The organism is Arthrobacter paludis, from assembly GCF_056782315.1.
This window is the reverse complement of record NZ_JBXAEW010000002.1, coordinates 191,275-215,643: the sequence shown is the minus strand read 5'-3', so window position 1 is coordinate 215,643 and position 24,369 is coordinate 191,275. Positions and strand designations below refer to the sequence as shown.

The window sequence follows — 24,369 nt, the reverse complement described above, 5'->3', positions numbered from 1 at the left end:
TACTGAGCGTAGAAATCTTCCGCGATTCGCGCTACATTGGTGTCATCCGCCGGGCGGGAGCGCCCGGCCGCAAGTACAGAGAAGGAACTGGTGTGGCCACACTCGGCGAACTCGAACGCTCGGTCATGGACCTGCTGTGGGATAGCGCCGACGCCGTGACGGCGAACGAGCTGCGCGACCGGCTCTCCCACGCGGAGGGCGAGGACGGCAAGGAACTGGCCGTGACCACCGTGCTGACCGTGCTCGCCCGGCTGGAGAAGAAGCAGCTGGTCACGCGCGAGCGCGACACCCGCCCGCACCGCTACCGGGCGGTGACCTCCCGCGAGGAGCACACCGTCGAGCTGATGAACGAGGCCCTGGGCTCCGTCATGGACCGCGAGGCCGTCCTGGCGCGCTTCATCGGCGGCATCTCGCCGGACGAGGCCGCCGCCCTGCGCCGCATCCTCAACGGCGAATCGGCCTAGCGCCCCGCCGCCCCGGCCGGTGTTCGTCGCCTCCTACCTCCTCGCCGGGCTGGCCATCGTGCTCGCCTGGCCGGCCCCCGTCGCCCTGTCCAAGGCGCGGTGGACGGCCCGGGCCCCGTTCACGGCGATGGTCCTCTGGCAGGCGATCGCCCTCGCCGGCGGGCTGTCGATGATCGGGGCGATGCTCGCCTGGGGGCTGGATCCACTCGGCGACAACCTGCTGGACGCCCTCGGCGGGCTCTGGCGCCTGCTCGCCGGCGCGCCCGGGGCGCCGGCGCTCGGGCCGGTGCACATCTTCGCGTTGAGCACGGCGCTGCTGCTGGGCTCGCACCTGGTCTTCACGCTGCTGCTCGCGGCGTACCGGGTCTCGCGCCAGCGCGCCAGGCACCGGCGCCTGCTGGCCCTGCTCTCGGACCCCTCCCCCACGCAGCCGGGCACCGTCGTCCTGCAGCACGAGATCCCGGTCGCCTACTGCCTCCCCGGCCTGGCCGCGCCACTGACCGTGGTCTCCCGCGGCCTGCTCGACAGCCTCGGGCCCCGGGAGCTGCGCGCCGTCGTCGCCCACGAGCGAGCCCACCTGGACCAGCGGCACGACCTGCTCGTCCTCGCGTTCGAGTCCTGGCACCAGGCCCTGCCCTGGCTGCCCACGTCGCGGCTGGCCCGCGTCGCCGTCCACGAGCTGGTGGAGATGCTGGCCGACGACGTGGCCCTGCGCGAGGTCGAAGCCCCCGTGCTGTTGCGCGCCCTCGTCACCGTGGCCGGCGCCGCCCCCGCCGGGGGGCTCTCCCCCCAGGGGGCGGCGGATCCGGCCGACCGGTCCCCGGGGGAGGCCGGCCCCGCGGCGGGCGCCCCGGCCATGGGCATCCCGGGCGCCGGGCCCGGGTGGACGACCCCGGTCGGGGCCGCCCCCACCGAGGAGCTGTCGTCCCGCCGCATCCGGCGCCTGCTCGCGCCGGCGCCGGTCCTGCCGCCGGCGGCCCGCGCCTCGGTGGGCGCGGCCGCCGCCCTGCTGATCCTGGTGCCGACCGTCCTGCTGGTCGCGCCCGGCCTCACCGGCTGAGCGCGACCGGCCTGATGGCTGAGCGCGGCCGGCCTCTCCGGCTGCGTCCGCCCGGGGGTCAGACGTCGATCTGCTCCATGTCCAGGCGCTGGGCGCCGGAGACGATGAATTCCTTGCGGGGGGCCACGTCGCTGCCCATGAGCAGGTCGAAGACGCGCTCGGCGCGCTCGGCGTCCTCGATGTTGACGCGCCGCAGCGTGCGGTGCCGCGGGTCCATGGTCGTCTCCGCAAGCTGCTCCGCGTCCATCTCGCCGAGGCCCTTGTAGCGCTGGATCGGCTCCTTGTACTTGCGGCCCCGGCGCTCGAGGTCCGCCAGCACGCGGTGCAGCTCGGCCTCGGAGTACGTGTAGACCATCTCGTTGGCCCTGGCGCCCGGCATGACCACCTCGACCCGGTGCAGCGGCGGGACGGCCGCGAAGACGCGCCCCTGCTCGACCATGGGGCGCATGTAGCGGAAGAACAGCGTCAGCAGCAGGGTGCGGATGTGCGCGCCGTCGACATCGGCGTCCGTCATGAGGATCACCTTGCCGTAGCGGGCGGCGGACAGGTCGAAGCTGCGGCCCGATCCGGCACCGACGACCTGGATCAGGGCCGCGCACTCGGCGTTGGAGAGCATGTCCCCCACCGAGGCCTTCTGCACGTTCAGGATCTTGCCGCGGATCGGCAGCAGCGCCTGGAAGTCGGACGAGCGGGCCAGCTTCGCCGTGCCCAGGGCGCTGTCCCCCTCGACGATGAACAGCTCGGAGCGCTCGACGTCGGTGCTCCGGCAGTCCGCGAGCTTCGTGGGCAGGGACGAGGTCTCCAGCGCGCTCTTGCGGCGCTGGGTCTCCTTGTGCAGGCGCGCGGAGATGCGCGACTTCATCTCGGAGACGACCTTCTCCAGCAGCTGATTGGCCTGGGCCTTGTCGGCGCGGGCCGTGGCGTTCAGCCGGGCGGTGAGCTCCTTCTCCACCACGCGGGAGACGATCTGGCGCACCGCGGAGGTCCCGAGGACCTCCTTGGTCTGGCCCTCGAACTGGGGCTCGGCCAGGCGCACGGTGAGCACGGCGGTCAGCCCCGCCATGACGTCGTCCTTCTCGATCTTGTCGTTGCCCGCCTTGAGGCGGCGCGCGTTGGCCTCGACGACCTTGCGGAACGTCTTCAGAAGCGCCTGCTCGAAGCCGGTCTGGTGCGTGCCGCCCTTGGGGGTGGCGATGATGTTCACGAAGCTGCGCATGGTCGTCTCGTACCCGATGCCCCAGCGCAGGGCGATGTCGACCTCGCAGCGCCGTTCGACCTCCTGGATCTGGCTGCGGCCCCGCTCGTCCAGCACGGGCACGGACTCCTTGAACGTCCCGCTGCCCTGGACGCGCCAGATGTCGGTGACGGAGGAGTCACTGGAGAGGTAGTCGGCGAACTCGGAGATCCCGCCGTCGTGCTGGAAGACCTCCTCGACGGGCCCGTCCTCGCCCGGGGTGCCGGGCAGGCGCCGCTCGTCGCGCAGGACGATCCGCAGCCCGGGGACCAGGAACGAGGTCTGGCGGACGCGCGCCTCGAGCTCCTCGTAGGAGAACCGGGCGTCGGGCGTGAAGATCTGCCGGTCGGCCCAGTAGCGGATCCGGGTGCCGGTGACCCCGCGCTTGGCCTTGCCGACGACGTCGAGCTGGGAGTCCTCCACGAAGGGCGTGAACTTCGCGTCCGGCTTGGCCTTGCCGGAGTCGGTGAAGCGTCCGGGCTCGCCGCGGCGGAACTGCATCCGGTACGTCTTGCCGCCGCGGTCCACCTCGACGTCGAGCCGCGCGGACAGGGCGTTGACGACGCTGGCGCCCACGCCGTGCAGGCCGCCCGAGGCGGTGTAGGAGCCGCCCCCGAACTTGCCGCCGGCGTGCAGCTTCGTGAAGACGACCTCCACGCCGGTCAGGCCGGTGCGCGGTTCCGTGTCGACGGGCACGCCGCGTCCGTCGTCGCCGACCTCGACGGAGCCGTCCGCGTGCAGGACGACCGTGATGTTCTGGCCATGCCCGGCGAGGGCCTCGTCCACCGAGTTGTCGATGATCTCCCAGAGGCAGTGCATCAGCCCGCGGGAGTCGGTCGAGCCGATGTACATGCCCGGGCGCTTGCGGACGGCCTCGAGTCCCTCGAGCACGGACAGGTGCCGGGCGTTGTATTCGGAACTCGGTGCCACTCTTGCTGCACTCCTTCACCGGGGACACGGAACCCTCCCACGGTAGTCCCCCGGGGGCCCGAATGGCGGGATCCCGCGCCGGAACCGGCCCCCGTCACCGGATGGAGACTCGATCGTGACCGGCACGGGCTACGCGGTGAGCGAAAGCGGGCGGAAAATGCGATGAACCGGACCCCGAAGCTGGTTGTATGGAGCAACAGCTAACGAAGGAGGTCGTCATGACGGCATCATCAGTGGCCACCCGACCGCTCACCGGACTGGACCGTTGCGACCGGTGCGGCGCTCAGGCGTACGTCCGCGCGGTCCTGGCGACCTCGGGCGGGGAGCTCCTCTTCTGCGGCCACCACGCCCGCGCCGTGGAGCCGACCCTGCGCCCGCAGACGGTGGAGTGGCAGGACGAGACCAACCGACTCCACGAGAAGCCGGCCTTCGCGGCCGACGAGGACTAGCACCACGGGCCCGCCAGCGCGGGCCAGGTGACCCCAGGGCGGGTCGCGGCAGGCGCCGCGGCCCGTCCTTCGGCGTCCCCGGCGCCTCGTCGCAGCGGCCCGGGCGGACCCCGCCCGGGCTGCCCGGCGTCCCGGCCGCGGGCGTCAGCCGTGTCCGGGCCGGACGACAGGGGCCCGGACACACGTGGGGCCGGGACCTGCGGCGCCGCCGGTCCCGGCCCCACGGGGCTCGCGCCTAGTCCAGGTAGTCCCGGAGGACCTGCGACCGGGACGGGTGGCGCAGCTTGGACATCGTCTTGGATTCGATCTGGCGGATGCGCTCGCGCGTGACGCCGTAGACCTTGCCGATTTCGTCTAAAGTCTTCGGCTGTCCGTCGGTGAGCCCGAAGCGCATGGCGACGACGCCGGCCTCGCGCTCGGAGAGCGTGTCGAGCACCGAGTGCAGCTGCTCTTGCAGGAGCGTGAAGCTGACCGCGTCGGCGGGCACGACCGCCTCCGAGTCCTCGATGAGGTCGCCGAACTCGGAGTCGCCGTCCTCGCCCAGCGGCGTGTGCAGCGAGATGGGCTCGCGGCCGTACTTCTGGACCTCGACGACCTTCTCGGGGGTCATGTCGAGTTCCTTGGCCAGCTCCTCCGGGGTGGGCTCGCGGCCCAGGTCCTGGAGCATCTGGCGCTGGACGCGGGCCAGCTTGTTGATGACCTCGACCATGTGCACGGGGATGCGGATCGTGCGGGCCTGGTCCGCCATCGCACGGGTGATGGCCTGGCGGATCCACCACGTGGCGTACGTGGAGAACTTGAAGCCCTTGGTGTAGTCGAACTTCTCGACGGCGCGGATGAGGCCGAGGTTGCCCTCCTGGATCAGGTCCAGGAACAGCATGCCGCGGCCGGTGTAGCGCTTGGCCAGGGACACGACGAGGCGCAGGTTGGCCTCGAGGAGGTGGTTCTTGGCCATCTTGCCGTCGTGGACGATCTGCTCCAGGTCCCAGCGCAGGCGCTGGTCCATGGACCCGTCGTCCTTGGCGAGCTTCTCGCCGGCGTACAGGCCCGCCTCGATGCGCAGGGCCAGGTCCACCTCCTGCTCGGCGTTGAGCAGCGCGACCTTGCCGATCTGCTTCAGGTAGTCCTTGACGGGGTCCGCCGTGGCACCGGCCACGAGGACCTGCTGCTGGGGCGCGTCGTCGTCGTCCGCGCTGATGACGAAGCCGCGGCTCTCGTCCTTGCCGCCGGGCTTGGTGGCGCCGGCGGGCTCCGTGGCCGCGTCGGCCTCGTCCTCGGCCGACAGGTCGGCGGGCGGCTCCGCGTCCTCGAGCGGTGCCTCCTCCTCGTCGCCCTCCGGCGCCTCGGCGGGGCCGGCCTGTTTCACGGACTTGGCGGAACGGCCGGCGGCCTTGGCCGCCGGCTTGGCGGCGCCCGCGGCCTTGTTGCGGGCACGCGTGCGCGCGGCCTTCTGCTGCGGCGTCAGCTCCTCGTCGCCTTCGGCAACGCTCTTGCCGGTCGCGGCCTGTGAGGGGGTCTCGGAAGCGGGCACGAATTACCTTTCTGACGGTTCGGGCGCGGCACCGCCCGGTGGGCAACACCACTATGACCCTGTCAAGTCCGTGTCCGCCACAGGGGCGGACCGCCCAACAAGGTCCACACGGTGAACGCCTGCGGGCGGCCGATTGTTCCCGCATCCAGGGATGCGGAACCAAGGCCCCGGGGGGCCAACGGCCACGGACCCGACCGGGTCTGCGGCTACCAGTGTCTCACGCTTTGCCGCCGGGCGCTCCCCGGCGGGGCACGCCGGCGCCGTCCGGCTCGCCCCGCCAGGCGGTCCGCGGGGAGCGCGCCCACACCGGAAGCAGCCCGTGGTCCAGCCCCAGGCGCAGGGCGCCCGCCAGCCCCGCCGGATCCGAGGCGCCCGCGCCGGCGGCGGCGAGCAGCGCATCCGCGGCGGTCCCGCGTCCCCGCGCCCACTCGACCCAGGCCAGCAGGACCAGCAGCGCGTCCCGGTCGGGCCCCGCGGCGGCGGCCAGCAGCCCCCGCCCGAGCTCCCACAGGCGGCCGACCCGGTCCCAGTCGGGGCGGTCGGCCGAGGTCCCGGTGAGCCGTGCGACCGCGATGGCGCCGCCTCCGCGCAGGGCGGCCTCCGCCCGGACGGGGCCGTCGGCGGCGCAATAGGCGACCAGCCGCACCGCAGTCGGGTGGTGCAGGGCGGCGAGGAGCCGGCCGCAGCCGACCGGGTCGCCGCGGAGCCTGTCCAGCGCCGGCCCCGGGGACTCGGCCAGCACCCGGAACCAGGGCCGGACCGCGTCGGCCAGCGGACCCGCCCCCGCCGTGAAGCCCTGCCGCAGCCGCACGGCCTCGCGCACGGCGGGCAGGCCCGGCCACTCCCTGGGCGTCGACCCGTCCCACGGCCGGTCCACAGGGCTGCTGCCCGCGAGGACGAACTCGAGGTTCGCCTCCGACAGGGCGACCCCGTCCAGTGGCGTGCCCTCGACCGGGCAGCAGGGGTCCGTGCAGACATAGGAGCGCCAGCGGTGGGTCCCGACGAGCAGCGCCTCGGGCACCATGATCCCCCGCCGTTCCAGCAGCGCCCCGGTCGCCCCGACCAGGGCCGCGTGCGGAAGGGCGGCGCCGGGGTCGAACGGCGGACACGCGTCGCCGCCGCTGCCGGGACCGCCGTCCAGCTCCCCCGAGTACACGACCAGGAGCGCGCCGGTGGCCACCGCGTCCGTGGTGGCGTACTCCGCCACCCGCTGCGCCAGCGCCCACTGGGCGAAGTCGCTGGACCCCGGCCGGGGCAGGTCGACTCGCAGGGCGGCCGCGACGCGGGTGCCGCACAACAGCAACAGCGCGAGGCTCTCGCGCGGGCGGAACCCGAGCAGGTGGTCGGCGACGGCCAGGGTCCCGGCAGTGTCTCGGACGGTGATGTTTCGCGTTTCGCTGGACATGGCCCCAGCCTCCTCCCGAGGCCGGCGGCGGCGGGTGCGGGGGCGCCGGAGTGTGGACGGCGCCGCCGACGCGGTGGGGTGTGGAGGGCCGGTGGCCCCACCGCGGCGGCCCTCCGTCAGGCCCGCGGTCCGGTCGCGGTTAGCGGGCCCTGCGCCGCCGGGCGATCGCCTCGCGCCACGGCGGAACGATCACGCCCCGCTCCGCGAGGGCTGCGCGGGCCCGCCTCCGCCAACGCAGGATCCCGACCCAGCCGACGGCCAGCGGGATGAACTGGAACGCCAGCGCCACCCGGAACGCGTCCAGGTGGTAGAGCTCGGCGGCGCCGCCCGACGCCAGGTGCAGCAGGTCCAGGATCGCCCCGATCGCGTACACGCTGATGAGCGCGGCCAGGAACCCGCCGACGTTGACGATCCCGGTGGCGGTTCCCGTGACGTGGGCCGGGTTGAAGGTGCGCGCGAAGTCGAAGCCGATCATGGATCCGGGGCCGCCGATGCCGATCAGCACGATGAGGGCGACGAGCAGCCACAGCGGCGCCGGCCCCGGCCACAGCAGCACCGCGGCCCAGGCCACCCCGACGCCGGCCAGGATCGCGAAGGCCATCGAGGAGCGGCGCAGCGGATGCCGGGCGACGGCCCGGCCGAAGAACGGCCCGCAGACCAGGGCGACGGGCACGAAGATGGACATGAGGCCGGACGCGACCGCGGGGTCCAGTCCCTGGCCGGAGACGAGGAACGGGTAGCCCCACGAAAGCAGGAACACGTTCGCGCAGAACTGCGTCGCGAAGTGCGTCCAGAACCCGAGCCTGGTCCCTGGCTCCCGCCAGGCCGCCGCGAGCATCGCGGCGGTCCGCGGGCGCGGGCCGGGCGCGGCCGGGCCCGCCGCGCGCGGCTGGTCCCGGACGACGGCCAGGGCCAGTGCCCCGGCGACGGCCGCGAGCGCCGCCAACAGGCCGAACGCCGTCGTCCAGCCGGCCAACTGGAGGACGGCGGCGAACGGGACCAGCGACAGCAGCTGTCCCAGCTGGCCGACCATCCCGGTCAGCTGGGTCAGCATCGGCACGCGCGGCCCCGTGAACCAATTGGGCAGCAGGCGGATGACGCACACGAACGTCATCGCGTCGCCCGCGCCCACGAACAGCCGCCCGGCCAGCCCCGCCGGCACGGTCTCGGCCACGGCGAGCAGGGCCTGCCCGGCGAGCATGAGGACCGCCCCGCCCGTGATCATGAACCGCGGGCCGAAGCGGTCGACCAGGACGCCCACCGGAACCTGCAGCCCCGCATAGACGACGAGTTGGACGACGCTGAACGTGGCCAGGATCGACGCGGTGGCGTCGAAGCGCTCGGTGGCCTGCAGGCCGGCCACGCCGAAGCTCGTGCGCTGCGTGACGGCCACGAGGTACGCGAAGACCGCGGTGCCCCAGACCAGCCAGGCGCGGCCGGAATCGAGCTCCCGCGGCCCGGGGCTCACCTGCCCTCGTCCTGGCCCGGCTCGCCGGCCCGCGAGGACAGGAACGCCTCGGCGGCGGACGCCAAGTCCTCGCCGTCGGGCAGCTCGTCGCCCGGGGCGACGAGCAGGGAGCGGCGCGAGGACTCGGGCACCTGCTCGTCGAAGCGGCGCTCGAAGCCGTCCACCATCCGCTGGATGTCAGGGGACTGGGCGACCTGCTCGGCGATCTGCCCCTCGACCTCGCGGGCCTGCTCGCGCAGGCGGTCGGTGGGCAGGCCCAGGCCCAGCGCCGCGCCGATGAACTCGAGCGCGGCGACGGCGGCCTGCGGGTACTCGGCGTCGGCGAGGTAGTGCGGGACGTGCAGCGAGTAGCCGACGGCGTCCCGTCCGGCCTCCGCGAGGCGCAGCTCGATGACCTGGGCGAGCCCGGCCGGGAGGTCCGCGGTCGGCGCCCAGGTGGAGATGCCCTCGATGAGGTCCGGCCGGTTCCCGTGCGCCGTCACCCCGAACCGCCGCGTGTGCGGCACCGGCAGCGGCACCCCGCCCACGGAGACGGCCAGCCGCACGTTGAGGGCGGCGGCCAGCCGGACGACGGCGGCGCTGAAGCGCTCCCACAGGAAGTCCGGCTCCGGCCCGGTCAGCAGCAGGAAGTCCCGGCCCAGCCCGTCCGTCAGCCGGTGCAGCTCGATCCGGGGCGGGCGGTAGTCGGCGAAGCGGTCGCCACGGAAGGAGATCGCGGGCCGCCGGCTGCGGTAGTCCAGCAGCAGGTCGGCGTCGAAGCTGGCGACGGTCTCGTGCTCCAGCGTGGCCAGCAGCTCCGCGGCGGTCTGGGCGACGGCCTGTCCGGCGTCCGCATGCCCCGTCAGGGCGACGACCAGCCCCAGCCCCTGGAGGCGGACGCCGTCGATCACCTCGTCGTTGAGCCTCACGAGGGACATCGGATCAGACACGGTGCTGCTCTCCTCCCGGGGTGTGCGTGGCGGGACGCTCCGGGCGGGTGGCGCGGGGCCGTGGACGGCCGCGGAACGGTTCCGGCCATTCTATCGGGCCACGGCCCGCCCCGCCGTGACCGGGGCTACGATCGAGGCGACGGAACGACCGCCACCGCGACGCGCCGGACCCGGCGCATTAAGGACCGACTGTGACCCACGCCCGCGAACTGAAGCTCTCCGCCGTCTCCCCCGACCTCCGCAAGGTGCCCGCCGACGCCCTCGTCGTCGGCGTGGCGGCGGGCGACGGCGCGGACGGGCCGCGCCTGCTGGGCGCCACCCTCCCGGCCGCTGACTCGGCGGCGCTCGCCGAGTCCCTGCCGGGACTCGGCGTCACCGGGGCCCCCGACGAGGTGCGCCGCCTGCCCGCCCCCGAGGGGACGAAGGCGCGCGTGCTGGTGCTGGTCGGCCTGGGCAAGGTCGACGGCGAGCCGGGCACGGAGGCCCTCCGCCGCGCCGCCGGGTCCGCCGCGCGCCAGCTGGCGGGGCTGTCCCGGGTGCTGTTCGCACTGCCCGCGGACACGGTCGCCGCGGCCGCGGCCGTCGCCGAGGGGGCGGCGCTGGGCGCCTATTCCTTCGCGCTCCACCGCTCGACGCCGCCCGAGCGCGGCCCGCTGACGGAGGCGGTCATCGCGACGGCGGCCTCGACGGAACGGGACCTGCCGGCGGCGCTGAAGCGCGCCGCCGTCGTCGGGCGGGCCGTCCGCGCGGCACGCGACCTCGTCAACACCGCCCCCAACGAGCTCTACCCGGACTCGTTCGCCGAGGCCGCCCGCCAGGCGGCCCAGCAGCTGCCGGTGAAGGTGACCGTCCTGGACGAGAAGCGCCTGGCCCGGGAGGGCTTCGGGGGCCTGCTGGGCGTCGGCGGCGGGTCGGCGCGTCCCCCGCGCCTGGTCAAGGTCGAGTACGCGCCCGGCAAGGCCTCCCGCCACGTCGCCCTCGTCGGCAAGGGCATCACGTTCGACACCGGCGGCATCTCGCTCAAGCCGGGCGCGAACATGCACCACATGAAGTCGGACATGGCCGGCGCCGCCGCGGTCCTGCACACCGTCCTCGCCGCCGCCGAGCTGGGACTGCCCCTGCGCGTGACCGGCTGGCTGTGCCTGGCGGAGAACATGCCCGGGAGCCGGGCGACCCGGCCGGGCGACGTCATCACCATCCACGGGGGCAAGACGGTCGAGGTGCTCAACACGGACGCCGAGGGCCGCCTGGTGCTGGCCGACGGCCTCGTCGCGGCCACGGCCGAGGCCCCGGACGCGGTCGTGGACATCGCCACCCTCACCGGCGCCCAGATGGTCGCGCTCGGCAAGCGCACGGCGGGCATCATGGGCGACGACGACGTCCGCGACGCGCTGGTCGCCGCGGCCGGCGAGGCGGGCGAACCCGCGTGGCCGATGCCCCTGCCCGAGGAGCTGCGTGCCACCTTGGACTCGACCGTGGCGGACCTGGCGAACATCGGCGAACGCCACGGCGGCATGATGACCGCGGCGGCGTTCCTGGCCGAGTTCGTCGGCGAGGGGGCCGCGCGCGTGCCGTGGGCGCACATCGACATCGCGGGCCCCGCGTTCAACGACGGCTCCCCCTACGGCTACACGCCCAAGGACGGGACCGGGGCCGGCGTGCGCACGCTCGTCGCGTTCGCCGAGGCGAACGCGCGCGCCTAGCCGGCCCGTCCACCCTTGGGGCGGCCGGTGTGACCGGCCGCGCAGGCGTCCGCGGGGTGCGTCACGCGGTTCCGGCGCGCCGGTCGCTCGGTGTGGAACCCCCTGTGGTGTGCGGATAGGGTGTCTCTCGACAGATCACCGGAACGGCGGCAGGCAAGCCCCCTGGCGTCCGCACCTACCCAGGTTCCCGTACCGCGGGGACCACATCTACGAGGGAGCGTTCACGTGGCCGAATCGGCAGCAACGCAAGAATTCGACGTCCTCATTCTCGGCGGCGGCAGCGCCGGCTACTCCGCGGCCCTGCGCGCGGTGCAGCTGGGCTTCACGGTCGGCCTGGTCGAGAAGGCCAAGCTGGGGGGCACCTGCCTGCACACGGGCTGCATTCCGACCAAGGCGTACCTGCACTCGGCCGAGCTGGCGGAGAACGCGCGCGAGGGCGCCAAGTACGGCATCAACTCCACGCTCGAGTCCATCGACATGGCGAAGGTGCGCGCGTACAAGGACGGTGTGGTCGCCGGGAAGTTCAAGGGACTCTCCGGCCTGCTGAAGATGAAGAAGGTCACGGTCATCGAGGGCAACGGACGCCTCGTCGGCCAGGACACCGTCGACGTCGACGGCACGCAGTACAAGGGCAAGAACATCATCCTGGCCACGGGATCGACCTCGAAGACCCTCGGCATCGAGATCGGCGGCCGCGTCCTGACCTCCACCGAGGCCCTGAACATGGACTCGCTGCCGGAGTCCGCGATCGTGCTCGGCGGCGGCGTCATCGGCGTCGAGTTCGCCTCCGTCTGGAAGTCGTTCGGCGTCGACGTCACCATCGTCGAGGGCCTGCCGAGCCTGGTCCCGAACGAGGACCCGGCCATCATCAAGAGCCTCGAGCGGGCCTTCAAGAAGCGCGGCATCAAGTCCAACACGGGCGTCTTCTTCGACAAGGTCGAGCAGGACGAGAACGGCGCGAAGGTCACGCTGGCCGACGGCAAGGTGTTCGAGGCCGACATGGTGCTCGTGGCCGTCGGGCGCGGCCCGGTCACGGAGGGCCTGGGCTTCGAGGAGCAGGGCGTGACGGTCGACCGCGGCTTCGTCATCACCAACGAGCGCCTGCACACGGGCGTCGGCAACATCTACGCGATCGGCGACATCGTCCCCGGCCTGCAGCTGGCCCACCGCGGCTACCAGCACGGCATCTTCGTCGCCGAGGAGATCGCCGGCCAGAACCCGGTCGTCGTCGAGGACATCAACATCCCGAAGGTGACCTTCTGCGAGCCGGAGATCGCGTCCGTGGGCTACACGGAGCCGAAGGCCAAGGAGAAGTTCGGCGAGGACCAGGTCCAGGTCCAGGAATACAACCTGGCCGGCAACGGCAAGTCCTCGATCCTGGGCACCAGCGGCATCATCAAGATGGTCCGCGTCAAGGACGGCCCCATCGTGGGCGTCCACGGGATCGGCGGCCGCATCGGCGAGCAGGTCGGCGAGGCCCAGCTCATCGTCAACTGGGAGGCCTACCCGGAGGACGTCGCGCAGCTCATCCACGCGCACCCCACGCAGAACGAGTCCCTGGGCGAGGCCGCCCTGGCCCTCGCGGGCAAGCCGCTCCACGGCTAGCCGACGGGGCGAGCCCCCCGCATCCGCCGGCCAAGGGCGGCGGACGCGGGTGGTCTAAGCTCGACCCAACGCCTCACTTGGCCGCTTCCCTCGCGCCGCCGGCCGCCAAGACAGAACGAAATGCTTTTTAAAAGGAGAACGGGGACGAAATGTCTGAAACCGTGAACTTGCCCGCCCTCGGGGAGAGCGTCACCGAAGGTACCGTGACGCGCTGGCTCAAGCAGGTCGGCGACCGCGTCGAGGTCGACGAGCCGCTGGTGGAGGTCTCGACCGACAAGGTCGACACCGAGGTTCCCTCGCCCGTCGCCGGCGTCGTCGAGGAGATCCTCGTGGCCGAGGACGAGACCGCCGACGTGGGTGCGCCGCTGGTGCGCATCGGGGACGGTTCCGGCTCCGGCGATTCCGACGCCGGCGGGGAGTCCGCCCAGGAGGAGCCGGCGGCCGAAGAGCCCGCTGCCGAGGAGCCGCAGCAGGAGGAGCAGCCGGCCCAGGAGGAGCCGGCAGAGCAGCCCCGCGATGAGGCCGACGAGCCGCAGCAGGGTGGGGGCTCCGGCGAGGGCCAGGAGGTGACGCTGCCCGCGCTGGGCGAGTCCGTCACCGAGGGCACCGTCACGCGGTGGCTGAAGCAGGTCGGCGACGAGGTCGCCGTCGACGAGCCGCTGCTCGAGGTCTCCACCGACAAGGTCGACACCGAGATCCCGTCGCCGGTCGCCGGCACGCTGCAGGAAATCCGCGTGGGCGAGGACGAGACGGCCGAGGTCGGTTCCGTGCTTGCCATCGTGGGGAGCGGCGCGGCCGCCCCGAAGGCCGAGGAGCCGAAGCAGGAGGCCCCCCAGGAGGAAGCCCCCAAGCAGGAGGCCCCCAAGGAGGAAGCCCCGAAGCAGGAGGCCCCCAAGGAGGAGGCGCCGAAGCAGGCCGCTCCCCAGCAGGAGGAGCAGGCCGGTGGAGGCGACGGCTACGTGACCCCGCTGGTGCGCCGTCTGGCGTCCAAGAACGACGTCGACCTGTCGACGGTCAAGGGCACGGGGGTCGGCGGCCGCATCCGCAAGCAGGACGTCGAAGCCGCCATCGAGCAGCAGAAGCAGCAGCAGGCCGCCCCGGCCGCCTCCGGGCAGCCGACGCAGAGCCCGCAGGCCGCCCCGGCGGTCAAGCCCTCCAGCCTCCGCGGCACCCAGGAGAAGGCCCCGCGCATCCGCCAGGTCATCGCCCGCCGCATGCGCGAGTCGCTGGATATCTCGACCCAGCTGACGCAGGTCCACGAGGTCGATGTCACGCGCATCGCCAAGCTGCGCAACGCGGCCAAGGCCAACTTCGAGGCCGTCAACGGCACGAAGCTGACCTACCTTCCGTTCATCGCCAAGGCCGTGGCCGAGGCGCTGAAGCAGCACCCGAAGCTGAACGGGGAGTACGACGAGGACCAGCAGCAGATCACGTACCACGACGCCGAGCACCTGGCGATCGCGGTGGACACCGAGAAGGGCCTGCTGGTTCCGGTGATCCAGAACGCCGGCGACCTCAACCTGGCCGGGCTGGCCGGGCGGATCGCCGACGTCGCCTCCCGCACCCGCAGCGGCAAGATCGGCCCGGACGAGCTGTCCGGCGGCACGTTCTCCATCACCAACATCGGTTCGGTGGGCGCGCTGTTCGACACCCCGATCATCAACCAGCCGCAGGTCGCGATCCTGGGCACGGGCGCGATCGTCAAGCGCCCGGTCGTGGTGACCAACGCCGAGGGCGACGACACGATCGCCATCCGCCACATGATGTACCTGTCCCTGACGTACGACCACCGGCTGGTCGACGGCGCGGACGCCGGCCGCTTCCTCATGACGCTGCGCAAGCGGCTGGAGGATGGCGCCTTCGAGGCCGACCTCGGTCTCTAGGCCCCGGCTTCGCAAGGGCCGCCGCCCCCCCACGGGGGGCGGCGGCCCTTGCGCGTTCACGGGCCCCGGACCGGCCCGCCCGCCCGGCCCCGGGCCCGGGCCGGCCCGCTCCCGGGACTTTTCGACGGCGTGTCGAAACGGCCTATGCTGGGGGCATGACTGTTGTCTCCATGATCCTGCTCTTCCTGCACATCCTCGGCGCGGCCGCGATCTTCGGCGGCTGGCTGGCCCGCTTCAAGACCCCGACGGTGGGGTTGTGGCAGTTCATCGGTGCATGGACCCAGGTGATCACCGGCCTGGCGATGGTCGGGCTCGTGGAGATGGGCGGGGGCTCCATGAACAACGCGTGGGTCGCCGTGAAGGCCGTCATCGCCATCGCCATCCTGGTCGCCGCCTGGATCGGCCGTTCCAAGGTCAAGAAGGGCCAGGAGGTCCCCACGGGCCTGGCCCATGCCGTGGGCGGGCTGGCGCTGATCAACATCGCCGTCGCGACCCTCTGGAGCTAGTTCCCGCGCCGCAGGCCGCCGGCGGGCACCCACGGGTGTCTTCCGGCGGCCTGTTGCTTCCCCGCGCCCCGTCCCTACGATGGTCCCGTCCGGCGGCGTCCGCCGGGACACGACGAAGGGAGGACCACATGGCCACCACGCGTTCGGCCAGCACCGTCTGGAGCGGCGACCTATCCACCGGCAGCGGCCAGACGACGCTCGAGACCTCGGGGCTCGGCACGTATGAAGTGACCTGGAAGGCGCGCGCCGAGGACACCGTCGGCAAGACGAGCCCCGAGGAGCTCATCGCCGCGGCGCACACCTCCTGCTACTCGATGGCGCTCAGCAACATCCTCAAGGAGGCGGGCTTCCCTCCCGAGCGGCTCGAGACCCGGGCCGAGGTCGACTTCGACACGTCCGACGGCCCGCGGATCTCCGCCATCCGGCTGACGCTCTCGGCCACGGTCCCCGGGATCGACGAGGAGACCTTCCAGAAGTCGGCCGAGGCGGCGAAGGACGGCTGCCCCGTGTCCAAGGCGCTCGCGTCCGTCCCGAGCATCACGCTCAAGGCCACGCTGGGCTCCTGAGCCGGCACGACGGCGGCGGGGAACCGGTGGGGCCAGGGGGGGGAGCCGTTTCCTTTCCCCCCTCTCCCCCGCCGCCGTTTCCGTGCCCGCCCCTACGTCCGGTCCTGGGGGCGGGGCGGCAGCGTTCCCGCGGAGAAGTCCCGTTCGACGGACTCCGGGGGGCGCTGGGTGGGGATCTCGCGCAGCATCTCCTGGAGGATCCCGACGGCGTGCTCCAGCTGCGGGTCCTCCCCCGCCGCGTGGGCGTGCGGCGGGAACACCACCTCGATGTCCGGCTCGACGCCCCGGTTCTCGACGCCGAGCCCGGTCCCGCCGGTGAACCAGGTGGCGTAGCGGGGCTGGGTGACTCCGGTGCCGTCAGCCAGGGTGAAGAGCATGTCGATGCCGACGACGCCGCCCCAGGTCCGCACGCCGACCACCGGCCCGATGGCCCGCATCTTGGCCACCTGCGTGATGATGTCCCCGTCGGAGCCCGCCCACTCGTCCGTGAGCACGACGATCGGGCCGCGCGGGGCGTTGGCCGGGTAGGTCCCGGTGCGCAGCTCGCGCGCCACGCTCCAGGACAGGACGCGGCGGCCGATGAGCTCGGCCACCAGTTGCGACGTGTGCCCGCCCCGATTGCGGCGCACGTCCACCACCAGCGCGTCGCGCTCCGTCTCGGTGTCCAGGTCGCGGTGCAGCTGGGCCCAGCCGTTCGCCATCATGTCCGGGACGTGCAGGTAGCCGAACGCGCCGCCGGAGGCTTCCCGGACGGTGCGCCGGTTGGAGGCGACCCAGGCCTGGTAGCGCAGCCGCTGCTCGTCGCGGACAGGCACGACGGCGACGCGCCGCACCCGTCCCTCCCGGCCCCGCGGCCCGTCCTGCACCGTGAGTTCCACCGTGCGGCCGGCCGCGCCGCCCAGCAGCGCCTCGGGGCCGCCCGCGCGCGGGACGGCGACGCCGTCGACCGCCAGGATCGCGTCGCCCTCGCGCACGGCGGCGCCGGGCGCCGCCAGGGGGGACGCGGCCTGCGGGTCGGACGATTCGCCGGGCAGGACGGCCGCGACCCGCCACAGGCCGTCCCGGAGGACCAGGTCGGCCCCCAGGTGCCCCTGCCGCCCGGCCTCCGGCTCCACGGGCCGGGGCGTCACGTAGGCGTGGGAGGTGCCGAGCTCGCCCTGCATCTCCCACAGCAGGTCCACGAGGTCGTCGTGGCCGCCGAGCCTCCCGACGAGCGGCCGGTACGCCGCGCGCACGCCCTCCCAGTCCACGCCGGCCATCCCGGCGTCCCAGTAGAAGTCCCGCTGCAGCCGCCAGGCCTCGTCGAACGCCTGGCCCCAGACGGCGACGGGGTCGAGGTCCACGCGGATCCGGTCCAGGTCCACGGCGTGGGAGGCCGGGTCGCCGTCGTCGACCTTCTTGTCGGCGGGAACGCTGCGCACGGTGCCCTCGTGCCGGTAGACGAGGCGGGTCCCGTCTCCGCTGGCCCGGTAGTCGGCGAGCGCGTCGACGAGGGTCTGCGCGGCGCGCTCGGCGAGGTCGAAGCGCTCGAGGCGCAACGCGGGCTCCCGCTCGTCGGGGGCGCGCCCGTCGCCGAGGACACCCGTCGAGTCGTCGGCGAGCCACAGGAGCGCCCCGGGCACCGCGGTCAGTCGCGTGTAGCGGCCCTGCGGGACGGGCACGGCGACGAGCCGCTGCCCGATGCCCTCGGCATCCACGCTGGTGGCGGGCGCCTGCTTCGGGTCGCGGTCCGGCCCGGTGCCGGAGGGGTCCTCCGGCCGGTACGGGGCGGGACCGAACGGACTGGGCGTCTCGGAGTCCAGCGGCACCAGGAAGGGCTTGGTCGACGCGGGGAACGCGAGGTCGAAGCCGTGCGTGTCGTAGACGGGATCGAAGCTGCGCTCGGACAGGAACGCCAGGTGCAGGCCGTCCGCCGTGAACGACGGCGAGTGGTCGGCGAAGCGCCCGTCGGTCACCTCGATGGCGTCGCCACCGGCGGTCGGGGCCAGGAGGATGCGGGTGCGCCCGGCGAACGCCGCGACGGGTTCGGCCCAGGCCACCCACGCGGAGTCCGGGGAGAACGCGAAGCCGTCGATGGCCCCGTGGCGGCTCCGTCCGAGGTCGGTGGTCCGGCCGGTGGCCGTCTCCAACAGGTGGGCCTCGCCGTATTCGGTGCCGATCGCGACCCAGGCTCCGTCCGGGCTGGCCTCGAGGCTGCGGACGCGCCCCGAACCCGGCAGGTCCCGGCGGACCGTGCCGGTGGCGTCGCCGCCCTCGGCCGTGCCGGTGTCGGGCGCGTCCGTGGGTGGCGTGGCCCCGTCGACCGTGCCGTCGCCGGACTCGCCTGCCGCGGCGCCGCCGTCGGGCGTGGAGTCCCCGGGCGTCGCGCCGCCGGGGCGGCCGCCCCGGTCGTCCCCGCCTTCCACGGGGCCGGTGACCCGGGCCGCGCTGACGGGCTGCGGCAGGACGATGGCCTCCCCGTCCCCGTCGTCCTGGCCCCCGGCTTCGGAGGCGGCGGGGCCCTCGCCCCGGGGCCGGTCGGTGCCGCGGTCCGGGGCGTCGGCTCCCGGCTGCTCCGCGCCGTCGGGCGCCGTGCCGTCGGACCCGGCGCCGGGGCCCCCGCCGGCGGGCGGGGCGGGAGTGGCATCGAGGGGGGCGATGAACAGTGCCTCCTCCCCGCCGCGGTCCGCCAGGTAGGCGACCCGGTCGGTCCCGACCGGGCGGCCGAGCCGGGCGCGGACGCCGGCCTCGGCGGCGATGGCGCGGGCGGGCCCCCGCCGGTGGAGCAGGAGGTGCAGCGTCCCGTGGGTCTCGACGACGCTCGCGGCGCCCGTCGCGTCGGGCACCGTGTCGGCCAGGTGGGCTGACGCGTCCAGCCGGCGCGGGCGGCGGGCCTGCCCCGCGGAGGCCAGCGTGACGGGGACGGGCCGGGGCTCCGCCTCGAGGGACTCGAGCAGCAGGAGGTCGCCCGCGTGCTGGTACACCAGCCGGTCCCCGTCCGAGGACAGGTGCCGGGCGTAGAAACGGTCGTGGTCGGTGTGGCGGCGCAGGTCCGTGCCGTCGGGCGCGACCGAGTAGACGTTGCCGTACCCCTCGTGGTCGGAGAGGAACGCGATGCGGCGGCCGACCCAGGTGGGGTCCGCCAGGTTCGTGTCGAGGTCGGGCAGGAGGCGCGTGAACCCTCCCCCGCCGTCGCGGTCGATCCACAGCTTGCCGGCGGTGCCGCCGCGGTAGCGCTTCCAGTGCGCGGGCTCGCGGCTGAGGGCGGTGCCGAGCACCAGTGGCCGGTCGTCGCCGACGGATTGGCCCCAGGCCAGCGTGTTCACGGGTCCGTAGGGCAGCAGCCGCGCCGGGCCGCCGTCCAGGGGAACGGCGCGCGCCCACGTCAGCCGCGTGTCGCCCTGCCCGTGGGCGCTGACGACGACGACCTCGCCGGCGGGCGTGAACCCGCGCACCCGCGTGTTCGGCTGGCCCCATCGGGTGAGCTGGCGGTATCCGCCGCCGTCGACCCGGGCGGCGACCGCCTCCATGCCGCCGTCGACCTCGGTGGTCCACGCCAGGTGCGTCCCGTCGGGCGAGAACCGCGGGTGGCTGATGGGCCGTCCGGCGGCGGAGAGGCGCCAGGCCCGTCCGCCGGCGACGGGGGCGAGCCAGACGTCGTCCTCGGCGACGAACGCGAGGAGGTCGTGGTGCAGGGCGGGATGGCGCAGGTAGCTCGTGGACGTCATTCCCCGATCCTACCGAGCGGCTCCGCGGTGCCCCGGCCGTCCCGCACGCGCTCGATCCGCCACTCGCCGTCGACGCGGCGCAGCTCCAGGACGATGCGCTGGACGGTCGGCGCCCGGACGGTCTCGACCGTTTCCCCTGCGGCGTCGACGACCCGGTAGGGGGCGATGGTGCTCGTGGCGGCAACGGCCGCCCGGCCGGTGGCGCTCGAGCGCACCTCCACGTCCCCGAGCTCCGTCTCCAGCCCCCGGTAGCGCATCCCGCCGTCCCGCAGGCGCTCGAGGGTCCGCGCGTCGGCGCGGGCCGACGTTCCCCCGGGCGCGTGCACCGCCCCCAGCCCGGCCGGGTCCGCGGCGGACAGGAGCGCGTCCCGCCGGGAGGCGAGGGCGACGGCGGCCCGGGCCGGCTGCCCCGGAACGGCGATGGCGCCCCACCCCGACGGGCCCTCTGGGCCCGGCTCGGTGGCGCCCGGATCGGTGGCTCCCGGGGACGGCACCGGGGCCGGGGCCCTGCCGGACGTGCGGCTCTGGGTCCCGCCGGGGTCGCCGGCCGCGGGGGCCGTGCCGGCGCCGGCGTCGGGTGCCGCGGGCGGGACCGCGGCCGCGTCCTGCCCCAGGAGGCGCGCCCCCACCGCCACGGTCGCCGCGAGCAGCACGACGGCGGCGCCCGCCGCCCAGGCCCGGCCGCGCCCGGGGAGGGCCGAGGCCAGGCGGCGCAGCGGGCCCCGGGCCGCCGCCGGCCCCGTCCGGGTCACCATGTCCTCCAGCGCGTCGGGATGGACGGACTCGACGAGGGAGACCGGTTCGGGCGCGGCCCCGCAGAAGACCCGGACCGCGAGGTCGGCCGCCGCGGGACGGGCGGAGGGGTCCTCGTCGAGGCACTCCTCGAGGAGGCGGGCGAAGTCGTCGGGGATGCGCTCCACGAGGGTGCCGAGCGGCGGACGCACGCGCGTGGGCGCGGGGGTCCGCCCGGTGAGGGCGAACCAGGCCACGGCCGCCAGGGAGAACACGTCCCCCGCCGGGTTGAGGCGGCGCGGGTCGTTCGGCTCCGGCGCGCGGAACCCCGGCGTTCCGCCCTCCGGCCCGGGGTCGCCCACGAGCCCGGCCAACCCGAAGTCCGCCAGCTGGGGCCGCCCGGACGCCGAGAAGAGGATGTTCCCCGGCGCGACGTCCCCGTGCACGGCCCCAGCGGAGTGGAGGTGGGCGAGCGCCTGCGCGATGGGGGCGACCACGGTCACGCACTCCCCGAGCCGGATGGGTCCGCGGGCGGCCACGACGTCGGCGAGGGATCCGCCCGGCAGGAAGTCCATCGCGACGGCCGGACCGGCCGTCGTCTCGACCGTGCCGTGGACCCTGACCAGGTGCGGGTGCTCGATCGCGCGCAGCACGTCGACCTCCCGCGCGAGCGGCTCCGCTCCGCCACCGGCACCGGTCTTCAGGGCCAGGCGCCCGCCGGCCGCGAGGTCGGTGGCGACGTACACGCTGCCGGTGCCGCCCCGGCCGACCAGCCGCTCCACGCGCAGCCCGGCCGCACGCGGAAGGGCGGGGTCCGCCCCGGTGCCCGGGGATTCGTGCGGCTGCGCGGAGTCCATGCCACCGTTCTACCGGACGCGGCGCCGCGGAACCGGGGTTATCCACAGGGTCTCGGGTTTCGGGCCTCGCGGGGCGGCGGCGTACGCTGGAACGCATGACCTTGAACTTCCAACGGCTGGGCCTCGCCCCGGACTTCGTGGACTACATGGAGGCCTGGGAGCTGCAGCGGACCATTCACGCGGAGGTCGCGGCCGGATCCCGCGGCCCCGAGGTGCTCCTCCTCGAGCACGCGGCCGTCTACACGGCCGGGAAGCGCACCGAACCCGAAGACCTGCCGCAGGACGGCACGCCGGTCATCGACGTCGACCGGGGCGGCAAGCTGACCTGGCACGGGCCGGGCCAGCTCGTGGGCTACCCGATCGTCGAGCTCGTCAGCCGGGCCGGCATCCGCGACTACGTGGAGCGCCTCGAGGAGGTGCTGATCCGCGTGGTCGCCGAGTACGGCATCAAGGGCACCCGGATCAAGGGCCGCTCCGGCGTCTGGGTCGAGGGCGAGGGACTCGCGCCCGACCGGAAGATCGCCGCCATCGGCATCCGCGTGGACCACGGCGTGACCATGCACGGGTTCGCGCTGAACTGCTCCCACGACCTGGCCCCGTACCAGCAGATCGTCCCCTGCGGCATCACCGACGCCGGGGTCACCACGATCTCCCTGGAGTCCGGCCGCACGGTCACCCCCGCCGACGTGGTCGACCGCGTCCAGGCGGAACTCGAGGCCATCCTCCCCCCCGCACTCAAGGCCCCCACCGAGGCACCCGAAGGAGTCCTGTCATGAGCGTCGCCCCCGAAGGACGCCGCATGCTGCGCATCGAGCAGCGCAACGCCGCCACCCCCGTCGAGCGCAAGCCCGACTGGATCAAGGCCAAGGTCAACATCGGCCCCGAATACGTCGAGCTGAAGAAGCAGGTCAAGACGGAGGGCCTGCACACGGTCTGCGAGGAGGCCGGCTGCCCCAACATCTTCGAGTGCTGGGAGGACCGCGAGGCCACGTTCCTCATCGGCGGCTCCGAGTGCACCCGCCGCTGCGACTTCTGCCAGATCGACACCGGCAAGCCCGCGGCACTGGACCGCGCCGAGCCGTTCAAGGTCGCGATGAGCGTCAAGAAGATGGACCTGCGCTACGCGACCGTCACCGGCGTCGCCCGCGACGACCTGGAGGACGAGGGCACGTGGCTCTACGCGGAGACCGTCCGCCAGATCCACCGGATGAACCCCGGCACCGGCGTCGAGCTGCTGATCCCGGACTTCTCCGGCAAGCCGGAGTACCTGGACGCGATCTGCGACTCCGCGCCCGAGGTCTTCGCGCACAACGTCGAGACCGTCCCGCGCCTCTTCAAGTCGATCCGCCCGGCGTTCCGCTACGAGCGCTCCCTGGCCGTGATCACCCACGGCCGCGACCGGGGCATGATCACCAAGTCGAACCTGATCCTGGGCATGGGCGAGACCCGCGAGGAGATCTCCGAGGCGATGCGCGACCTCCACGAGGCCGGCTGCGACCTGCTCACCATCACGCAGTACCTGCGCCCGACGGAGCGGCACCACCCGGTCGAGCGCTGGGTCAAGCCGCAGGAGTTCGTCGAGCTCTCCGAGGAGGCCGAGGAGCTGGGCTTCCTGGGCGTCATGAGCGGGCCGCTCGTGCGCTCCTCCTACCGCGCCGGCCGCCTCTGGGCCGGCGCCATGCGCAAGAAGGGCCTGACGATCCCCGAGGAGCTGTCGCACATCGAGGAGTCGGGCAGCACCCGGCAGGAGGCGGCCACCCTCCTGCAGGCGGCGCGCTGACCGGCGCTGGCGGTAGACTGGAGTCACTATGGCCAAGACCACCGATAACCCCGCGCAGGACGCCGGATCCCCGAAGAGGGGCCTGTTCTCCCGCAAGCCCAAGGCCGAGAAGGCCACCAAGGAGCCCGGCCGGCTGAAGCAGCTCGGCCAGGTCTTCCAGATGACCCGCCGCCACGACCCCAGCGTCGTGTGGCTGATGCTGCTGGCGTTCCTGGGCGTCCTGGCCGTCGGCCTGCTCGTGGGCCTCCTGGTCAACAACTGGATCACCATGCTGCTCGTGGCGATCCCGCTGGGCCTCCTCGCCGCCGTCTTCATCATGTCCCGCCGGGCCGAGAAGGCGGCGTTCGCACAGCTGGAGGGCCGCCAGGGCGCCTCCGGCGCGGCCATGAGCGTCCTGCGCCGCGGCTGGATCCTCAAGGAGCAGCCAGTCGCGATCAGCCCGCGCACGCAGGACCTCGTGTTCCTGGCGATCGGCCGCCCGGGCGTCGTCCTCGTCACCGAGGGCCCGACCGGCCGCGTCCGGCAGCTGGTCGAGGCCGAGCGCCGCCGGCTCGGCCGCGTGCTGCCCAACGTGCCGATCCACGTCGTCAACGCGGGCAGCCAGGAGGGCCAGACCCCCCTCGCCGAGGTGGCGAAGACGATGAAGAAGCTCCCCAAGGCCATCACGCGCCAGGAGGTGCACGCGGTCGACAAGCGCATCAGCACGCTCGGCAGCGCCAAGCCGCCGATCCCGAAGGGCATTGACCCGATGCGGGCCCGCCCCGACCGCCGCGCCATGCGCGGGCGCTAAGCCGCACGGACCACGCAAGAGGCCCGGACCCCGAGGGGTCCGGGCCTCTCCGGCGTCCGGGGCGGCGTCGGCGTTCCGGACCGCGGCGGCTCCGCCGTCGACGCCGTCGACGGCGCAGGGCGCGGGCGGGCCCCGCTAGATGCGCACGAGGACGGTCTTGGCCACGCGGTCGTGCAGGCCGCGCTGGTCCGCGTCGGCCAACAGCGGCGGGACCACGAGCAGGAGCAGGGCCGTGCGGAGGGCGACGGCGAGCGGCGTCGCCGCCCGGCCGTCCATGCCCTGGACCTGCATGCCGAGGGCGCGGTGGCCGATCGAGTGCCCCGTGACCCCGACGAAGAGCAGCTGCGTGCCGGCGAACACGGCCAGGTTCGCGAAGCCGTCCCCGCCGAAGAACAGGCCGGAGACCAGCATGGCCAGGCCCCAGTCGATGACCAGTGCCCCGAGGCGCCGGCCGAACCGTGCGATGCTGCCGGGGCCGTCGGCGGGGCGCCCCAGCCGCTGGCCCGGCCACTGCTGGCCGTTGAGTTGGGGCGGGCCCTCGAGCCAGGAGCCGAAATCCTTGCGTTCCACCCCTCTAGGGTATCGGCGCCCCGGCCGGTCGGCGGCCCGGCGTGGCGGGGACCACTCCCGGTATCGGCCGTGTTACACGGGGGAAACAATTGCGTGACGGCCGGTTAACCCCCGGGGGCTAGGCTGGGTGGCGACAACGGGCGGAAAGCCGTCCGGTCCGGACGCCCACGCTGGCGCCGGGCGCCACCTCATTCAGGAGC

The 24,369-nt window shown here is 74.0% G+C and carries 19 protein-coding genes; 11 read left to right on the top strand and 8 right to left on the bottom strand.

All coding sequences use genetic code 11. The features are described from left to right. Positions 1–92: 92 nt before the first annotated feature. Both AC1Q5D_RS02460 and AC1Q5D_RS02455 read left to right on the top strand, forming a co-directional pair. Positions 93–464, top strand: a complete 372-nt coding sequence (locus AC1Q5D_RS02460; RefSeq protein WP_481736974.1) for a BlaI/MecI/CopY family transcriptional regulator — start codon at positions 93–95, stop codon at positions 462–464. A 19-nt stretch (positions 465–483) separates the two neighbouring features. Beyond that, on the top strand, positions 484–1,524 hold the full coding sequence (locus AC1Q5D_RS02455) for a M56 family metallopeptidase (protein ID WP_481736973.1): 1,041 nt from the start codon (positions 484–486) through the stop codon (positions 1,522–1,524). A 58-nt stretch (positions 1,525–1,582) separates the two neighbouring features. Here AC1Q5D_RS02455 and AC1Q5D_RS02450 read toward each other — a convergent pair whose 3' ends face one another. Further along, entirely contained in the window at positions 1,583–3,688 is a 2,106-nt protein-coding gene (locus AC1Q5D_RS02450; RefSeq protein WP_481736972.1) for a DNA gyrase/topoisomerase IV subunit B, read from the bottom strand. Positions 3,689–3,876: 188 nt separating this feature from the next. On the opposite strand from AC1Q5D_RS02450, the gene AC1Q5D_RS02445 reads away from it, so the two are divergent. Further along, positions 3,877–4,137: a DUF7455 domain-containing protein gene (locus AC1Q5D_RS02445; RefSeq protein WP_481736971.1), complete on the top strand. Its 261-nt coding sequence runs from the start codon at positions 3,877–3,879 to the stop codon at positions 4,135–4,137. Positions 4,138–4,372: 235 nt separating this feature from the next. Here AC1Q5D_RS02445 and AC1Q5D_RS02440 read toward each other — a convergent pair whose 3' ends face one another. The 4 genes from AC1Q5D_RS02440 to AC1Q5D_RS02425 form a co-directional block, all read right to left on the bottom strand. Beyond that, complete coding sequence (locus AC1Q5D_RS02440; RefSeq protein WP_481736970.1) at positions 4,373–5,668, bottom strand: RNA polymerase sigma factor; 1,296 nt, start codon at positions 5,666–5,668, stop codon at positions 4,373–4,375. Positions 5,669–5,885: 217 nt separating this feature from the next. Beyond that, positions 5,886–7,073, bottom strand: a complete 1,188-nt coding sequence (locus AC1Q5D_RS02435; RefSeq protein ID WP_481736969.1) for a DUF4192 family protein — start codon at positions 7,071–7,073, stop codon at positions 5,886–5,888. A 139-nt stretch (positions 7,074–7,212) separates the two neighbouring features. After that, positions 7,213–8,541: an MFS transporter gene (locus AC1Q5D_RS02430; protein ID WP_481736968.1), complete on the bottom strand. Its 1,329-nt coding sequence runs from the start codon at positions 8,539–8,541 to the stop codon at positions 7,213–7,215. After that, the gene (locus tag AC1Q5D_RS02425; RefSeq protein WP_481736967.1) at positions 8,538–9,470 is read right to left on the bottom strand and encodes a proteasome assembly chaperone family protein; all 933 of its coding nucleotides are present in this window, start codon (positions 9,468–9,470) and stop codon (positions 8,538–8,540) included. Before AC1Q5D_RS02425 ends, AC1Q5D_RS02430 begins: the two co-directional genes overlap by 4 nt. Before the next feature lie 191 nt (positions 9,471–9,661). Between AC1Q5D_RS02425 and AC1Q5D_RS02420 the strand changes: the two genes are divergently transcribed. From AC1Q5D_RS02420 to AC1Q5D_RS02400, 5 genes are all read left to right on the top strand, one after another. After that, positions 9,662–11,173 carry a leucyl aminopeptidase gene (locus AC1Q5D_RS02420; RefSeq protein ID WP_481736966.1) on the top strand — a complete coding sequence of 504 codons (1,512 nt, stop codon included), beginning with the start codon at positions 9,662–9,664 and terminating at the stop codon, positions 11,171–11,173. A gap of 225 nt (positions 11,174–11,398) precedes the next feature. Beyond that, the gene (gene lpdA, locus AC1Q5D_RS02415; protein ID WP_481736965.1) at positions 11,399–12,778 is read left to right on the top strand and encodes a dihydrolipoyl dehydrogenase; all 1,380 of its coding nucleotides are present in this window, start codon (positions 11,399–11,401) and stop codon (positions 12,776–12,778) included. A gap of 149 nt (positions 12,779–12,927) precedes the next feature. Then, positions 12,928–14,661 carry a 2-oxoglutarate dehydrogenase, E2 component, dihydrolipoamide succinyltransferase gene (sucB, locus tag AC1Q5D_RS02410; RefSeq protein WP_481736964.1) on the top strand — a complete coding sequence of 578 codons (1,734 nt, stop codon included), beginning with the start codon at positions 12,928–12,930 and terminating at the stop codon, positions 14,659–14,661. Positions 14,662–14,816: 155 nt separating this feature from the next. Continuing rightward, positions 14,817–15,167, top strand: a complete 351-nt coding sequence (locus AC1Q5D_RS02405; RefSeq protein ID WP_481736963.1) for a hypothetical protein — start codon at positions 14,817–14,819, stop codon at positions 15,165–15,167. Positions 15,168–15,295: 128 nt separating this feature from the next. Beyond that, the gene (locus AC1Q5D_RS02400; protein WP_481736962.1) at positions 15,296–15,733 is read left to right on the top strand and encodes an OsmC family protein; all 438 of its coding nucleotides are present in this window, start codon (positions 15,296–15,298) and stop codon (positions 15,731–15,733) included. 92 nt (positions 15,734–15,825) lie between these two features. Here the strand turns inward: AC1Q5D_RS02400 and AC1Q5D_RS02395 are convergent, their stop codons facing one another. Continuing rightward, positions 15,826–19,440: a S41 family peptidase gene (locus tag AC1Q5D_RS02395; protein WP_481736961.1), complete on the bottom strand. Its 3,615-nt coding sequence runs from the start codon at positions 19,438–19,440 to the stop codon at positions 15,826–15,828. Next, entirely contained in the window at positions 19,437–21,029 is a 1,593-nt protein-coding gene (locus AC1Q5D_RS02390) for a serine/threonine-protein kinase (RefSeq protein ID WP_481736960.1), read from the bottom strand. The genes AC1Q5D_RS02395 and AC1Q5D_RS02390 overlap by 4 nt, the downstream gene beginning before the upstream one ends. Before the next feature lie 95 nt (positions 21,030–21,124). Between AC1Q5D_RS02390 and lipB the strand changes: the two genes are divergently transcribed. The 3 genes from lipB to AC1Q5D_RS02375 are packed head-to-tail and all read left to right on the top strand — an operon-like array spanning position 21,125 to position 23,599. Then, positions 21,125–21,805: a lipoyl(octanoyl) transferase LipB gene (gene lipB / locus AC1Q5D_RS02385; protein ID WP_481736959.1), complete on the top strand. Its 681-nt coding sequence runs from the start codon at positions 21,125–21,127 to the stop codon at positions 21,803–21,805. Continuing rightward, a complete protein-coding gene (gene lipA, locus AC1Q5D_RS02380) occupies positions 21,802–22,809 on the top strand; it encodes a lipoyl synthase (protein ID WP_481736958.1) in 1,008 nt (335 codons plus the stop codon). The genes lipB and lipA overlap by 4 nt, the downstream gene beginning before the upstream one ends. Before the next feature lie 28 nt (positions 22,810–22,837). Then, on the top strand, positions 22,838–23,599 hold the full coding sequence (locus AC1Q5D_RS02375; RefSeq protein ID WP_481736957.1) for a DUF4191 domain-containing protein: 762 nt from the start codon (positions 22,838–22,840) through the stop codon (positions 23,597–23,599). Between the two features lie 135 nt (positions 23,600–23,734). Here AC1Q5D_RS02375 and AC1Q5D_RS02370 read toward each other — a convergent pair whose 3' ends face one another. Continuing rightward, positions 23,735–24,169 carry an RDD family protein gene (locus AC1Q5D_RS02370; protein WP_481736956.1) on the bottom strand — a complete coding sequence of 145 codons (435 nt, stop codon included), beginning with the start codon at positions 24,167–24,169 and terminating at the stop codon, positions 23,735–23,737. Between the last annotated feature and the right edge of the window lie 200 nt (positions 24,170–24,369).